Source organism: Bradyrhizobium sp. SRS-191, from assembly GCF_024586915.1.
Classification (GTDB): Bacteria; Pseudomonadota; Alphaproteobacteria; order Rhizobiales; family Xanthobacteraceae; genus Bradyrhizobium.
This window is the reverse complement of record NZ_JANBVS010000011.1, coordinates 137,180-151,088: the sequence shown is the minus strand read 5'-3', so window position 1 is coordinate 151,088 and position 13,909 is coordinate 137,180. Positions and strand designations below refer to the sequence as shown.

16 protein-coding genes are annotated in these 13,909 nt (G+C 65.5%); 9 read left to right on the top strand and 7 right to left on the bottom strand.

Annotated elements, in window-relative coordinates:
- The first annotated feature begins 442 nt into the window (after positions 1-442).
- Positions 443-613, top strand: coding sequence for a hypothetical protein (locus tag NLR35_RS20655; protein WP_244422188.1), 171 nt, complete (start codon positions 443-445; stop codon positions 611-613).
- A 233-nt stretch (positions 614-846) separates the two neighbouring features.
- On the top strand, positions 847-1,077 hold the full coding sequence (locus NLR35_RS20650; protein ID WP_257168361.1) for a zinc ribbon domain-containing protein: 231 nt from the start codon (positions 847-849) through the stop codon (positions 1,075-1,077).
- Positions 1,078-1,109: 32 nt separating this feature from the next.
- Here the strand turns inward: NLR35_RS20650 and NLR35_RS20645 are convergent, their stop codons facing one another.
- From NLR35_RS20645 to NLR35_RS20615, 7 genes are all read right to left on the bottom strand, one after another.
- The gene (locus NLR35_RS20645; RefSeq protein WP_257168360.1) at positions 1,110-1,541 is read right to left on the bottom strand and encodes a Rieske (2Fe-2S) protein; all 432 of its coding nucleotides are present in this window, start codon (positions 1,539-1,541) and stop codon (positions 1,110-1,112) included.
- 90 nt (positions 1,542-1,631) lie between these two features.
- Positions 1,632-2,354, bottom strand: a complete 723-nt coding sequence (locus tag NLR35_RS20640; protein WP_257168359.1) for a DUF3750 domain-containing protein — start codon at positions 2,352-2,354, stop codon at positions 1,632-1,634.
- A 124-nt stretch (positions 2,355-2,478) separates the two neighbouring features.
- Entirely contained in the window at positions 2,479-3,294 is an 816-nt protein-coding gene (locus tag NLR35_RS20635; RefSeq protein ID WP_374940836.1) for an SH3 domain-containing protein, read from the bottom strand.
- 183 nt (positions 3,295-3,477) lie between these two features.
- A complete protein-coding gene (locus NLR35_RS20630) occupies positions 3,478-4,293 on the bottom strand; it encodes a DUF2066 domain-containing protein (protein ID WP_257168357.1) in 816 nt (271 codons plus the stop codon).
- A 25-nt stretch (positions 4,294-4,318) separates the two neighbouring features.
- Positions 4,319-4,612: a copper-binding protein gene (locus tag NLR35_RS20625; RefSeq protein ID WP_257168451.1), complete on the bottom strand. Its 294-nt coding sequence runs from the start codon at positions 4,610-4,612 to the stop codon at positions 4,319-4,321.
- Between the two features lie 746 nt (positions 4,613-5,358).
- A complete protein-coding gene (locus NLR35_RS20620) occupies positions 5,359-6,210 on the bottom strand; it encodes a 3-hydroxybutyryl-CoA dehydrogenase (RefSeq protein WP_257168356.1) in 852 nt (283 codons plus the stop codon).
- Between the two features lie 107 nt (positions 6,211-6,317).
- Positions 6,318-7,235 (bottom strand): LysR family transcriptional regulator, encoded by a 918-nt coding sequence (locus NLR35_RS20615; RefSeq protein ID WP_257168355.1) that lies wholly within the window; start codon positions 7,233-7,235, stop codon positions 6,318-6,320.
- A gap of 219 nt (positions 7,236-7,454) precedes the next feature.
- Here NLR35_RS20615 and NLR35_RS20610 point away from each other — a divergent pair, with 219 nt between their 5' ends.
- The 7 genes from NLR35_RS20610 (at position 7,455) to NLR35_RS20580 (ending at position 13,896) form a co-directional block, all read left to right on the top strand.
- Positions 7,455-8,837: an MFS transporter gene (locus NLR35_RS20610; RefSeq protein WP_257168354.1), complete on the top strand. Its 1,383-nt coding sequence runs from the start codon at positions 7,455-7,457 to the stop codon at positions 8,835-8,837.
- Between the two features lie 45 nt (positions 8,838-8,882).
- Positions 8,883-9,983, top strand: a complete 1,101-nt coding sequence (locus NLR35_RS20605; RefSeq protein ID WP_257168353.1) for an amidohydrolase family protein — start codon at positions 8,883-8,885, stop codon at positions 9,981-9,983.
- Positions 9,980-11,077, top strand: coding sequence for an amidohydrolase family protein (locus NLR35_RS20600; protein WP_257168352.1), 1,098 nt, complete (start codon positions 9,980-9,982; stop codon positions 11,075-11,077). The genes NLR35_RS20605 and NLR35_RS20600 overlap by 4 nt, the downstream gene beginning before the upstream one ends.
- A complete protein-coding gene (locus NLR35_RS20595) occupies positions 11,074-11,487 on the top strand; it encodes a Rieske (2Fe-2S) protein (RefSeq protein WP_257168351.1) in 414 nt (137 codons plus the stop codon). Before NLR35_RS20600 ends, NLR35_RS20595 begins: the two co-directional genes overlap by 4 nt.
- 97 nt (positions 11,488-11,584) lie before the next feature.
- Positions 11,585-12,031, top strand: a complete 447-nt coding sequence (locus tag NLR35_RS20590; protein ID WP_257168350.1) for a hypothetical protein — start codon at positions 11,585-11,587, stop codon at positions 12,029-12,031.
- 75 nt (positions 12,032-12,106) lie between these two features.
- Positions 12,107-12,571 carry a DUF2231 domain-containing protein gene (locus tag NLR35_RS20585; protein ID WP_257168349.1) on the top strand — a complete coding sequence of 155 codons (465 nt, stop codon included), beginning with the start codon at positions 12,107-12,109 and terminating at the stop codon, positions 12,569-12,571.
- Positions 12,568-13,896 carry a sorbosone dehydrogenase family protein gene (locus tag NLR35_RS20580; protein WP_257168348.1) on the top strand — a complete coding sequence of 443 codons (1,329 nt, stop codon included), beginning with the start codon at positions 12,568-12,570 and terminating at the stop codon, positions 13,894-13,896. Before NLR35_RS20585 ends, NLR35_RS20580 begins: the two co-directional genes overlap by 4 nt.
- Positions 13,897-13,909 lie beyond the last annotated feature (13 nt).

The following is a 13,909-nucleotide window of genomic DNA, read 5'->3' as shown; positions in this document are numbered from 1 at the left end:
CCAGGGCCCCCATCCAAACCGTCACGTCCGTGTGAGCTTCAGCGCCGACCCGCATCCAGGAAAGCCGCTGGCGGTATCGGGACCCGCGGCCCGTTGCCGGCGAACGCCGCAGGACTGCGCAGCGATTGCCTGATGTTTGACAACGCTCAGGGGCATCCTCTGCCGTCAGCGAGCGGATGGCGCCATGTCGGCGCGACAACGAACTCATCAGCAGCGGGAGAGCGTCAATCCCGGCGAGCCATGCGTGATATAAGCAGTGAATCCATCACGCTTCTGTAGCCATGAAGTGACACCCGTATCTCTCCCTTCCGTAGCAGCACGACCTGGATTCATAACTTGGCATGAACTCTGCTTCGTTGATCCTCACCGGGTCCCACTCTTTGGAGGCAGAATCAACGTGCTCGTCACTCTCGTCGCACTACTTTGCAACGGCCAGCTCTGCATGGAGAAGGTCGTTACCAACAGCGAGATGTCCGGCATCACGATGACATCCTGCGCGGTCAACGCGCAGATCGGAATCGCAGACTGGATGTCCAAGGGTCCGTATCACGAGTGGCGTCTGCAGAGTTACAAGTGCGTCGCCGGCCAATACGTGCCGAAGACCCACGCCTAAAGCCCGTCCGCGGCTGGCCGGCGCCCGTATCGGACGCCGGCTGCCGCGCGGGATGTCCTGCGCATCGCTGCGGCCTGTTCGACGTCGGTCGCGTCGCGTTTGAGACAGGCTCCGAAGCCAAGCGGTCCGTTTGCACGCAAACGACCCTGGACCGGGCCGAAATCAACGTCTTTTGTACGAGTTTCACTGGCCCGCTTCGTGCAGTGCCCCTCGTGTCAATGAGGGGATGCGTCATGCCGTTCTACAGCTTCCATTGCGCGACCTGTGCCGAAGATGTCGAGTTGCTGATCGGGATCTCGGAGAAGCCGGTCTGTCCGACCTGCGGCGGCCGCAAGCTCACCCGCCTGCCGTCGCTGCCTGCGCCGCCGGCGCGCAGCCCCGGCCTGATCAAGGCAGCGCGCGCCCAGGCCGCTCGCGAGGGGCATCTCAGCAACTACAGCCGGGCCGAGCGGAAGAAGCGCTGATCGATCGGCGCCGACAACCCCGGCGCCTTACGTCAATCGGATGTGATCTGCACCTCAGGGACGTCATCCTCGGGATCCTCGATGTCGAGACCGTCCTCCTCGTCGAGATCGACGCCGGACAGGCAGATGTCGCCGTCGTCGATCACCAGCGCGACCGGGAGCAGCGCCTTGCCCTGACAGGGTCCGATGAAGCATTGCCCGGTATCGAGGTCGAACTGCGCGCCGTGCTGGCCGCAGACCAGGAAATTGCCCTCCTCGTCCATGAACTCGCCCGGGAGTTTGTCGAGGCGCGCGCCTTGGTGGGGGCAGGCATTCTCGAAGCCATAGAAGTTGTTGCCCTTGCGGGTGACCAGGATCGGCCATGGCTTGGCGCTGCCATCCGCCTCACGCCGCTGCAGGACGAAGCCGCGCGCCGTGCCGTCGTCCACCTCATAGGTCGCGCAGATCGCAAACAGCGTGCTCATCACGGGCCTCCACTGGCGCATACGCGACATCGCGTGGCGCCTGGAGCAGAAGCGCAGCAAGCCGCATGCCAATGGCTCCTGTCGGAGGCCTTACGCCAGCGGCATGCCCAGCCGGCCAATCCCGGGGAATTTCAGGGCAGGCCGGCGCAGGTCGACGCCGAGAACTCCGCCGAAGAAGTTCAGTTCGATCCCCTCGACCCAACCGATCGTCAGGCCGAGATAGCCGCGCGCCGACACGAACAGACCCGTTCCGGACGCGGTCCGTCCCCACCAGCCGTCGTAGGGAAAGTCCTTGCCGATCGCCGTCGGCGGCAGCACGGCGTTCAGTTCGGGGACCGCATTCAACGCCGCCTGCACGAACGTGTTCGAATTCGGTCCCGGCCAGGCGTTGTAGTCGCCATAGGTGCGGAAGCGATAGGTCTCGACGACGCCACGGATCTTCGGGATCACGCGCTCGGCTTCGTCGCCGTCAACGGCCAGCACCGTCTCGGGAAGCGCTCCGAACCAGCGTCCGTCCGGCGCGAAGCCGTCGACGCGGATCGGCTCGCCCCAGGCCGTGTAGTCGTAGCGGGTATAGCGCGGCGCGCCCTTCTCCTTCACCACGATCCAGCTGTGGACCGCGAAGATTCCGCGCCAGCGCACGGTGCGCGCAGCAAACACGCGGACGATGGCCTCGGCATGTTGTGCGGGAGGCGGCAGCAGGCCCGCGCTCGAACGATCCGCGGTCTGCCAATTGCCGCGGCGATCGCCGCGCAGATAGTTCGCGGCTGAAAGCGAGATGGGCGCGATGATGAGCAGCAGGAAGACGAGCACGAGCTTTTTCACGATCGGCAAGGACGGCGAGAATGACTGACAATGATCGGCATGTAGTCATTCTCCGCGCGACCGCCAGCGGCGATGGCGCGGGTTCGTCGCCACACGAGCAGCCAGGCGTGCGTCAATGCCGGCGGAAGCCGCCACCCGAACCGGAACGGCCGCCGCCACCGCGCAGACCGCCGGGGCTCATGCGAGGCGCGCTCATCGCGGCCATGCCTCCGGCCTGGGGCACGCCGCCCATGGACAGAGAGCTCCCGCCTCCGCTCCGCATGCCCACCATCTGCGCACGGGCTCCCTGCGGTGGACCGGCAAGCCGTCCCATTCCGGGCTGGCCGATGCGCCCCGGCATCGCTGTCGGGCCCGGAGATCCCGCCGGAACGCGGGGTCCAGAAGCAGGGCCACCGGCGGCCACGGGCGATCCGCCGGTCGCCGTGCGCGGGGTGGGCATGGCCGTCGGCATCGCTCCTGGAGCGCCCCCGGCCTGACCGACGCCGGGAGTCATGCCGGTCGGATGGGGATTTTGCGCCATGACCGGCGGGTGGCGCTGCCAGAACCGGTTCCAATAGGCGTGCCGATGATACCAGGGGCGACCGAAGTAGAAGCTGCTCCAATAGGTGGTCAGCACGAACGGGGTCACCGGAACGTATTCGACATATTCGGGCAGGTAGACATATTGCTCGCGATACAGGTATCTGAGCGTCCTCGCGGCGACCCAGCCGCGCTCGCCTTCGAAACTCACGTCACACCACGCGCCGCCTTCGATGCAGCCGTGAATGGTGATGCGGGCGCCTGCGGGAATCTTGTCGACCACCGGAAAACCGGTGCCAGGTCCTGCGCGCATCGTGGCCGATGTTCGCACCAGGCCAGGCGCAGCAGCGGCGAACGAGGCGGGTGTCGCGATCAGCAGCGCAGCAACGAGATACGTCCTGAGTTTCACCACCGGCAGCCTCCTGTCTGGTTCAGCAGTGAGCGTGGCAGGCCATCGCGGCAACCTCACGGCGCGAGCGTGGAGGCAGCGCTCGAGTGCGCCTCATTGAAGCCGCTGGAAGCAAATGAGATCACATCCGACGTGAGCTGCGCCGACGCGCGTGCTGCGGAGACGGCCGCGAATGCAACGGCCCTAGGGCGCGCCGTTGCCCGACAGGATCTGCGCGACCCCACCCAGTCCGCGGCGAAAGGCCTCATCAAAGGTCACGCCACGAAACTGCCATCGATGCGTCGCGCCCGCCGCGTCGAGCTGCCATTGCGAGACCCAGCCGAGATCGGAATCATCCCAGGTGAGATGCCCGAGCAGCGTCGCCCCTGCTCCCGGCAATGACGATGCGAGTGTCGCAGGCGGAAGATCAGCGCTGCCAAGCGCGACGACGCCGGCGCGGGACACATCGGGAAGCAAGACATCGAGGCCGCGCTTGCTGGCTGCTGCGCGCAACGCATCGCGCTGCAGATCAGACTGCCTGTCGTCGGAGGTCACGAGGAACGTGCGGCTGCCGGACGACATCGCCACGATGACGGCCATCGACGGCCGCGGCGTCAACCACGGCCGCACATTGAAAGTTTGCAGCAGACCGTCGATCTTGCCACGATCGAACGTCACGATCAGGTCGTACGGCCGATCGCGCGTGCCCTGCTCGTCATGCTTCGGCTTGCCTGACATCTGGTCGTGGTAGTCGAAGGCAGTAACGTACTCGCCGGCCCGTGCCTTCAACGGCACGAGCCGGGGATCATCCTTCAATTGGAATGCGCCGGACACCTTGATCAGGACATCCTCGAGACAGGCAGCAAAGCCGACCCGACGATTATCCTCGCCCTGCCCGGTCACCACTGTCTCGGCCCGATAGAGCAGATCCGTCTCGGCACGTACGGCATGGCATGTCGCCACCAGCCAAAGCCCGAGGCACAATGCACCCCACATGTGGCGACCGTTGCGCATTCTCATCATGCCGCTTCAGCGACGCCTTCGGCTATTTCTGCCGATCGAGCTTGGTGATCGTCTTTGCTGCACCGCTGTCAGACGTCGAGAAATTGACGCGGTCGCCGGCATGAACGTCCTCGATCATGGCGTTGTCCTTGATCTTGAACTCCTCCGCCGCCGTGTTCGCACCGACGGTTCCGCTCTGCACGCGCTTGATGGCGATGGTGCCGTTGAGCCGGTTGATTCCCGTCACAACACCCGCGGTGCCTTGTTCGGCCGCGAAAGCGGGCACACTCCACACCAGAGCCGCAACCGTGGCCAGAGTGATCGTTGCTGCTTTCATCGCTGTTCTCCTGCTTTCCATCCGCGGCAGACAAGCTCCCGCGAATTCTTTGGTTCCCTGGAATGCCACCATGTCATTCTACGCCAGCATGCATGCGACTGTTTGACCCGCCGCAATTCCCCAGACGACGACTGCGCGTCGAGGCTCAAGCAGGCTGGCGCTCCTCACATAGTCATTTTCAGCGATTTGTCACCAGAGATGGACGCAGCTGTTCCTGCACTGCGTTGCCAGCGCAACAACACCATGTAACGCTGAATTCATCATTGCGTCATCACGCGCCTTGACAGCATCGATGCACAGGAGGACGATCACCGATGTCGCGTGATCGACGTAGTTCATCCATGAGCTGCGACATCGATCAGACGGCACCCGACAACTGAGACGACCAGGAGGATCGATGACTCCACCTCAGTACCACACCCGCTGAATGCGACGATATCGCTTCGGATCATCGCATCGCGGCAACTCACGAACGGCACGCCGGGCGACGGCTTAGAGGGCTGCACAGTGAGGCATGGCCCCTTGCCGGCCCGGCGCTGTTCCGTGCACGCCGTTAATTCGCCGATTGCGATCACGCTGGTGCTTCGCAAGCACCGTTGTAAGCTCAAGCGACATCGCTTCTGGAGTTGAACCCTGGCGGACCAACGCCTGCGTCGGCGCGAGGGCGGGCTATTTGCCCGCCGCTCCTGTGACGCTTGACCTGTGACTTCTGGCCGCTGAGCTCCGCGGCTGCTACTTGCTACAGACTACTTGCTGTAGTCATAAAAGCCCTTGCCGGTCTTGCGGCCGAGCTGGCCTGCCGCGACCATTTCCTTGAGCAGCGGCGCCGGACGATATTTCGGATCGTTGAAGCCGTTGTAGAACACCTCCATCACCGACAGCATCGTGTCGAGGCCTATCAGATCCGCCAGCGCCAGCGGGCCGATCGGATGATTGCAGCCGAGCTTCATGCCCTCGTCGATGTCTTCAGCGGTCGCAATCCCTTCCGAATAGGCGAAGATGGCCTCGTTGATCATCGGGCACAGGATACGGTTCACGGCAAAGCCGGGGCTGTTCTTGGCGGTGATCGCGACCTTGCCGATCCGCTTGGCGAAGTCGGCCGCAGCCGCATGGGTCGCATCGGAGGTCTGCAGGCCGCGGATCAGTTCGAGCAGCGCCATCATCGGCACCGGATTGAAGAAGTGCATGCCGATGAAGCGATCCGGCCGATCGGTCGCGGTCGCGAGCTTGGTGATCGAGATCGACGAGGTATTGGTCGCGATCAGCGCTTCCGGCTTCAGGCTGGCACAGAGATCCTTCAGGATCTTGAGCTTGAGCTCCTCGTTCTCCGTCGCCGCCTCGATAACGAGATCGCAGCTCGACAGCTTCGCCTTGTCCGTGGTGCCGGTGATGAAAGACAGCGCCTTGTCCTTGTCGGCGGCAGTCAACTTGTCCTTCTTGACCAGGCGATCGAGGCTCGAGCCTACGGTCGCGATGCCGCGCGCCACAGCCTGCTCCGAAATGTCGACCATGACGACCGGCACGCCGGCCGCCGCGCAGACCTGCGCGATGCCGTTGCCCATGGTGCCTGCTCCGATGATGCCCACCGTCTGAATCATTGCCGATACCTCTTTCGTGTCATGCGGATCACGCGCCGCTTTCGGGTGCTGCTTAACAGGCTATCGCGCAGCCCGGTAGGCCCCAAAAGCGGGCCATCCGCGCGGCGTCAGGAGGCTGCGAGGCGCGCCGGCTGGCCATCTGCCACGGCGCGGAAGGCGTCGCGGATCACCGACAGCAGCGTCTGCACGCGTGCCAGATTGGCCCTGGTCGACGGCACCAGCGCCTTGACCCAGAGATCCGGCACCAGGACCTCAGGGAGAACCTCCACCAGCGCCCCGCTGCGCAGCCGCGGCGTCATCGCGGTCCGCGACACCACCGCGATGCCGCCGCCGGCGCTCAAGGCTTCGATCAGCAGCGCGTTGTTGTTGGTCACGAGGCGCGGCCGCACCGCGACGGTCGTCAGCCCGCTCGTGCCGTCGAAGGTCCAGACCGGCCCCATCGGCGCAAACACAAGACAGTCGTGATCGGCGAGATCGCGGACGTGACGCGGCTGGCCGCGGCATGCGATGTAGGACGGCGCGGCGCACAGCACGCGCGGAAACGCCAGCAGCGGCTCTTCGATAACACCGTGAAATGACGTCGGCATCATCGTCAGCACGATGTCGAAGCCCTCCTCGACCGGATTGACGGTACGGTCGACCATCACCGCTTCGAGCGTGATGCGCGGATACTTGATCTGGAAATTTGCCAGCAATCCGCAGAGATCGATCGCCATCGGCGATCCCGGCGCCTTGATCCGGATCTGGCCCTCGATCTCGTCGGGCGAGCGCTTCACGCCCGCAGCCATCTCGTCATATTCGCGGACGAGGTGCTGCATCGTCTCGAGATAGCGTTCGCCGACCTCCGTGAGCTGCAGGCGCCGCGTGCTCCGGCGCAGCAGCTTGCACTTCAGCGACCATTCGAGCTGGCTCACACGCTTGGTCACGACCGAGGGCGCCAGCCGCAGCTGCCGCGCCGCCTCCGAGAAGCTGCCGCCGCGCGCCGTCGCCACAAAAGCCTTCATGTTCAACAGGCTGTCGCTCATTTCATCCGATCCGGAAAAAATGTCCTTCCAAATTAGCCTATTCTCCCTCGATCCCGAAGCAAATAGCCTGCAGCCGCAAACTGCTTTGGCTGCGGACGCGTCCCCAGGTTGCGCCGCGATGCCGGCTGCTCCGCCCAGAACGGCCGGCCGTCGCCAGAGTGGTTTGCAACAAGCCGTCATTCACGAACGGCAGACAACAGGCCAGGGGAAGGAGCGACCATGAGCGCCACAGCCGTCATTGACGTCAGCGACGTCATCGAGCGCCAGCGCCGCAACGGCGTGGTGCTGCGCGTGATGATCCTCTCCACGGTGATGATGTGCCTCGACGGCTACGATTTGCACGCGATGGCCTTTGCCGCCCCGTCCCTCATTCGTAGCTGGGGCATCGACAAGGCCACGTTGGGCGTGGTGTTCAGCGCCGGCGTGTTCGGCATTCTCGTCGGTGGCCTCGTCTTCGGCTATCTCGGCGACCGCATCGGCCGGCGCCTTGCGATGGTTACGGCCACGCTGACATTCGGCGGCTTCAGCCTGCTGACGGTGTGGGCCGGCGATCTGAATACGCTCATCGCGCTCCGCTTCCTCGCCGGCATCGGCATCGGCGGACTGGCGCCGCTGTGCTTCTCGCTCAATCTCGAATATGTGCCGGGCCGCTACCGCGGCACCGTGGTTTCGATCATCATGCTCGGCTACGTCGCGGGCGGCAGCGCCGGCGGGCTGATCGCGGCCTGGCTGGTGCCGCAGTTCGGCTGGCCAATCGTGTTCTGGATCGGCGGCGTGCTGCCCCTGATCGCGGCGGTCGTCAGCTTCTATGCGCTGCCCGAGTCGATCAAATATCTCGTGGTGCACGGCAAGCAGCCTGACGAGGTGGCGCGTATCGTCAACGACATCGAGCCCGGCCTAGGCGCGACGCCCGCCAGCCGGTTCGTGGTTTACGAAGAGACAAGCCCGGCCGGCAGCGGCCTTCTGGCGCGCGTGACCGCGCTGTTCGACGGCAAGCTCGCGGCGATCACGCCGCTGCTATGGCTCGCCTACATCGCCAGCTCGATGACCATGTTCTTCCTCAACAGCTGGACGCCGATCCTCGCCGAGGCATCCGGCTATACGCCCGCGCAGGCGGCCTTCGGGCTGTCGATGTTCAGCCTCGGCGGCGCGGTCGGCGCGCTGCTCGCCGGCGTCGTGCTCGACCGCTACGGCGTGCTCGCGATCGCCGCGGTGCCGATGATCGCCTGTCCGTTGGTCGCCTCGCTGGGGTTCGCCGGCTTCAGCGATGCCAGCTTCCTCATCGCCATGATGTGCGTCGGCTTCTTCGTGGTCGGCGGCCATCAGGGCCTGAACAGCGCGGTCGGACAGTTCTATCCCAGCGCCAACCGGTCGACCGCGGTGGGCTGGGCGCTCTCGGTGGCGAAGATCGGATCGATCGGCGGCCCGCTGATCGCCGGACTCTTGATCGCACGCCACCTGCCGGCATCGAGCCTGTTCCTGCTTGCCGCGCTGCCGCCGCTGGTGATGGCGAGCTGCGTCCTCACGCTCGGGCTGTCGCAGCGCCGGCGGACGGTCGCGGCGGCCGAGCCGGACAAAGTCGACCAGGCCGCACCGGCGTGAGCAGAGACCGCTGGCGACCTCGCTCACATCATGACGGAGCCGACGATGAGACTGCCTTATGCGGGCGCGATCGATTGCGATCTCCACGTCCCCTCACCGACCATTGCTCAGCTGCTGCCTTATCTCGACGCGTACTGGCGCGACCAGATCGTCAACCGCGCCCTCGATCGCATGCCGTTCGCGATGATGAGCTATCCGCCCCATGCGCCGATCAGCATACGCGACGACTGGCGCGCAGCGCCCGCCGCGACGGCGCTGGACACGCTTCGGACCCAGGCGCTCGACGCCTTCGGCGTCCGCTTCGCCATCGCCAATGTCATCCATGGCTCCGTCGCGCTCCACAATGACGACATGGCGGCCGCGCTGTGCCGCGGGGTCAACGACTGGCTGCGCGTCGAATGGCTCGACCGCGAGCCGCGGCTACGCGGCTCAATCCTGATCCACCCGCAGGACATCGATCAGGCGGTGGCCGAGGTGGAGCGCCTCACCTCCGATGGACGCTTCGTGCAGATCCTGATGCTGGCGATGGGCGAGCGGCCGCTCGGCCGCCGTGAGTATTTCCCGATCTACGCGGCCGCGGAGCGCCACGGGCTGGTGGTCGCGGTGCATGCCGGCAGCACGTATCGCTACGCGCCCACCATCGTCGGCTGGCCCTGCTATCAGTTCGAGGATTACGTCGCGCAGGCGCAGGCGTTCGAGAACCAGACCGTGAGCCTGATCGCCGAGGGCGTGTTCCAGCGCTTCCCCGGCTTGAAGTTCGTCTTCATGGAGTCCGGTGTCAGCTGGTTGCCGGTGACGATGTGGCGCACCGACAAGACCTGGCGCGGCGCGAGGCCCGAGACGCCGTGGGTCGACCGCTGGCCATCCGACATCATCCGCGAGCACATCCGGCTGACGACGCAGCCATTCGATGCGCCGGATGCGACAGCGGTGGCACAGACCATCGAGCGCATCGGCTCCGACGACGGGCTGCTGTTCGCCACCGACTATCCGCACTGGCAGTTCGACGGCGACGACGTGCTGCCGGAGGGGCTGTCGGCCTCCACGTTGAGGAAGCTCCTGATCGACAATGCGATGGCGACCTATCCGCGCCTGGCGCAACAGGCACTCGGCGACGCTGCCACGAACGAGGAGACGATCCGATGAACGCACCGTTCCAGGAAGTGCAGGCGCGCCAGACCCTCGCCGTGGTCGATTGCGACATCCATCCGGCCCATCGCACGCCGGGCGAACTCCTGCCTTATCTCGCCCCGCGCTGGCGCGAGCACTACCAGACCTATGGCGTGCATGTGCGGCAGGCGCTGTCGAGCACCCTGATGTATCCACGCATGATGGCCGCCGGCATGCGCGCGGATGCGCTGCCGGCCAGCGGGCCGGCGGGCTCCGATCTCGACATGCTGCGCCAGCAGCATCTCGATCCCGTCAATGTCGAGTTCGGCCTGCTGATGGCGCTCAGCAAAGGCGGCATGGAGGAGCGTAACCCGGAATTCGCGGCCGCGATGTCGCGCGCCACCAATGAGTGGCAGATCGACCATTGGGTGCGGCAGGAGCCGCGGCTGCGCGCCGGCATCGTGGTGCCGCAGGAGTTTCCCGAGGCCGCGGTCGCCGAGATCGAACGCTGCGCCGGCGACCGCCGCTACGTCCAGATCATGCTGTCGTCGCGTCCGTCGGATCCGCTGGGGCATCCGCGCTATTGGCCGATCTACGCCGCCGCCGAGCGCGCGGGCCTGCCGATCGGCCTGCATCCGGTCGGCTATAATGGCGGGCATCCGTCGACCGGCTCGGGCTGGCCCACTTATTACCTGCAGGAGCACTACGTGTTCGTCGCCTGCATGGAGGCGCTCGCGGCGAGCTTCATTCTCGGCGGCGTGTTCGAACGCTTCCCGGGTCTCAAGGTGGTGCTCGTCGAGGGCGGCTTCGCCTGGGCGCCGGCGCTGGCCTGGCGCATGGACAAGCATTTCGACAAGTTCCGAAAGGAGGTGCCGCACCTCAAGCAGCGGCCGTCCGACTATCTGCGCCAGCACATCTGGTGGACGACGCAGCCGATCGAGGAGCCCGAGCACCCCCGGCATCTGATCGAGATCATCGACTGGATCGGCTGGGACCGCCTGCTCTACTCGTCGGACTATCCGCACTGGGACTACGACAATCCGAGCTTCTCCTTCAAATTCCCGATGACCGAGGCCCAGCGCCGCAAGATCTTCAGGGACAATGCGATGGCATTGTATCGCCTGTCATGAGCCGGCACGTCGTCTGTTCCGCCGATGAGCTGCCGCCGGGAGCGCGTCGGACCGCCTTCGTCGACGGCCGTGAGATCGCCCTCTTCAATGTCGGCGGCCAGTTGCATGCGCTGTTGAACCGCTGTCCCCATGGCGGCGCGCGGATCTGCAACGGTGTCATCACCGGCATTGCGACATCATCCGGTCCCGGTGACTATCGCCTGGAGCGCGACGGCGAGTTCCTGCGCTGCCCCTGGCACGGCTGGGAGTTCGAGCTGGCCACCGGCCAGTCCTGGTGCGATCCCCGCACCACGCGCCTGCGCAACTACGAGGTCAGGCGCGAGTCCGGCGGGAACCTGGTCAAGGGCCCGTACGTCGCCGAGCGTTTCCCGGTGATCATGGAGAACGACTACATCATCGTCGAGCTCTGACGGCCCAGTCCACACAAGGAACGGATACGAATCCCTCCCGTTGATGGGGTGTCCGGCGGCAAGGCGCGCCGGGCGCAGCAGCGCGGGAGCGATCGGCATGAACGGCGGAGCAGCAACATTCTGGGGATGGGGTCTCGGCATCATCATCCTCGGCCTCATTCTCGCTTATGCAACGACCCGGTCGGGACGGCTGCGGCCGGGCGAGCGCGCAAGACTCGACGAGAACACGCGCGCATCGCTGCATGCGCACGACCAGGCCGAGCGCGCCAGCGGCGCCGGCTCGCGCGTCCCGGGCATGCAAAGCAACACCCCTTACGCGCTGCTGATCCCGATCGTGGTGGTGGCGGCGGCGATCGCCCTGATGTTCTGGTCGTTCGCCGGCGACAAAGGGCCGCGCCAGGAGGCGCAGTCGAACAGTCAGCAGACCACCGGCAATGCGGCACCAAAGCCCGCCGCACCGATGGCAACCACCCCGACTGCGCCGGTCAACGACACAGCGAGCGACAGCGCACGCGGCTCGGGACCGCTGAACAAGAGCCACTGAGAGCCTTGCTGCAGCCGTCGTCAGCGACGCATGCAGCAGTGAGATTCGCTGCTGCATCCACCTCAGGAGACCTTCGTGACGTCAGTCGAAACCGACCGCCTTCCGGTGGAGTCCACAGCCCGCATCGCACGGCATCCGATCCACCCGATGTTGGTGCCATTCCCGATCGTCTGCTTCATCGGTGCGCTCGTCACCGACATCGCCTATTGGCGCACGGCCGAGATCATGTGGGCAGACATGTCGGCTTGGTTGCTGCTCGTCGGCTTGATCATGGGCATCCTGGCCGGTCTTGCTGGCCTGATCGATTTTCTCGGCAACCGGCTGATCCGCGCGCAGGCGCCGGCTTGGCCGCATATGATCGGCAATTTGATCGCGCTCGTGCTCGCCTTCTTCAACAACATGGTACACGCGCGTGATGCCTGGACCTCCGTGGTCCCGACCGGACTGATCCTGTCGCTGGTCACCGTGCTGATCCTGCCAATCACAGGCTGGCTCGGCTGGTCGCTTGTCTATCGCCATCGCGTGGGAGTCGTTCGATGAGATCCCCGCGCAGGACGGCATGGACGGCACTCCTCCTCGGAGCGTCGGCACTCGCCCTCACCGGCTGCAACGAAGGCGGCGATCCGAAGGCGGAGGTCGGTCCAAACGTCAAACTGCCGTCGCTCACGCAATATCTGCTGCCGCCGATGAATGTCGCGACCGTGGTCGGCTGGAAGCAAGGCGAAACGCCCAAGGTCGCGCCCGGCCTGAAGATCGAGGCGTTGGCCACCGGGCTGCAGCATCCGCGTTCGCTATACACGTTGCCTGATGGCGACGTGCTCGTCGTGGAGTCCAAGGCCCCGCCTCCGCCGCCGCCCAAGCGGCCGAAGGATATCATCATGGCGCTCGTCGAATCCTGGGCGACCTCGGGCGGCAGCACCGGCGCGAGCAACCGCGTCACGCTGCTGCATGACGCCAATGGTGACGGCGTGCCTGAGCAGAAGAGCGTCTTCATCGATCACATGAACTCCCCCTTCGGCGTCGCCCTGGTCGGCAATGACCTCTACATCGCCAACACCGACGCCATCGTCCGCTATCCGTACACGCCGGGCGAGACGCAAATGAAGGATGCTGGGACCACGCTCACTGCGCTCCCCGGCGGCCCCATCGACCATCATTGGACCAAGAGCCTGACGGCGAGCCCGGATGGACGCCTGCTCTATGTCGGCGTCGGCTCCAACAGCAACATCACCGAGAACGGCATCGAGGCCGAGAAGAACCGCGCCGCGATCCTGGAAGTGGAGCGCACGACCGGCCGCTGGCGGGTGTTCGCCAGCGGCCTGCGCAATCCGAACGGCTTGACCTTCGAGCCGCAGAGCGGCGCGCTGTGGACGGTCGTGAACGAGCGCGACGAGATCGGCCCGGATCTCGTCCCCGACTACATGACCTCGGTGAAGGATGGCGGCTTCTATGGCTGGCCCTACAGCTACTACGGCCAGCATGTCGATCCGCGCGTGCAGCCACAGCGGCCGGATCTCGTCGAGACGGCGATTGCGCCCGACTATGCGCTGAGCTCCCACGTCGCGCCGCTCGGCATGACGTTCTACACCGCGAATGCCCTGCCCCAGGCGTACCGCGGCGGCGCCTTCGTTGGCGAGCACGGCAGTTGGAATCGGACGCCGCTGAACGGCTACAAGGTGGTGTATGTACCGTTCTCAGCTGGCAAGCCGAACGGCACGGCCCGGGATGTCGTCACCGGCTTTCTCAACGATCAGAACGAAGCGCGCGGCCGGCCGGTCGGATTGGCCGTCGACAAGACCGGCGCGCTCCTCATCGCCGACGACGTCGGCAACACGGTCTGGCGGGTCACCGCGTCCGGGAGTTGAGCCCGCTTTCAGC

What these genes read in the sequence shown, in the direction of transcription:
- NLR35_RS20655 (WP_244422188.1), top strand. Translation starts at nt 443, where the DNA reads ATGGAGAAGGTCGTTACCAACAGCGAGATGTCCGGCATCACGATGACA.
- NLR35_RS20650 (WP_257168361.1), top strand. Translation starts at nt 847, where the DNA reads ATGCCGTTCTACAGCTTCCATTGCGCGACCTGTGCCGAAGATGTCGAG.
- NLR35_RS20645 (WP_257168360.1), bottom strand. Translation starts at nt 1,541, where the DNA reads ATGAGCACGCTGTTTGCGATCTGCGCGACCTATGAGGTGGACGACGGC.
- NLR35_RS20630 (WP_257168357.1), bottom strand. Translation starts at nt 4,293, where the DNA reads ATGAGAATGCGCAACGGTCGCCACATGTGGGGTGCATTGTGCCTCGGG.
- NLR35_RS20625 (WP_257168451.1), bottom strand. Translation starts at nt 4,612, where the DNA reads ATGAAAGCAGCAACGATCACTCTGGCCACGGTTGCGGCTCTGGTGTGG.
- NLR35_RS20620 (WP_257168356.1), bottom strand. Translation starts at nt 6,210, where the DNA reads ATGATTCAGACGGTGGGCATCATCGGAGCAGGCACCATGGGCAACGGC.
- NLR35_RS20615 (WP_257168355.1), bottom strand. Translation starts at nt 7,235, where the DNA reads ATGAGCGACAGCCTGTTGAACATGAAGGCTTTTGTGGCGACGGCGCGC.
- NLR35_RS20610 (WP_257168354.1), top strand. Translation starts at nt 7,455, where the DNA reads ATGAGCGCCACAGCCGTCATTGACGTCAGCGACGTCATCGAGCGCCAG.
- NLR35_RS20605 (WP_257168353.1), top strand. Translation starts at nt 8,883, where the DNA reads ATGAGACTGCCTTATGCGGGCGCGATCGATTGCGATCTCCACGTCCCC.
- NLR35_RS20600 (WP_257168352.1), top strand. Translation starts at nt 9,980, where the DNA reads ATGAACGCACCGTTCCAGGAAGTGCAGGCGCGCCAGACCCTCGCCGTG.
- NLR35_RS20595 (WP_257168351.1), top strand. Translation starts at nt 11,074, where the DNA reads ATGAGCCGGCACGTCGTCTGTTCCGCCGATGAGCTGCCGCCGGGAGCG.
- NLR35_RS20590 (WP_257168350.1), top strand. Translation starts at nt 11,585, where the DNA reads ATGAACGGCGGAGCAGCAACATTCTGGGGATGGGGTCTCGGCATCATC.
- NLR35_RS20580 (WP_257168348.1), top strand. Translation starts at nt 12,568, where the DNA reads ATGAGATCCCCGCGCAGGACGGCATGGACGGCACTCCTCCTCGGAGCG.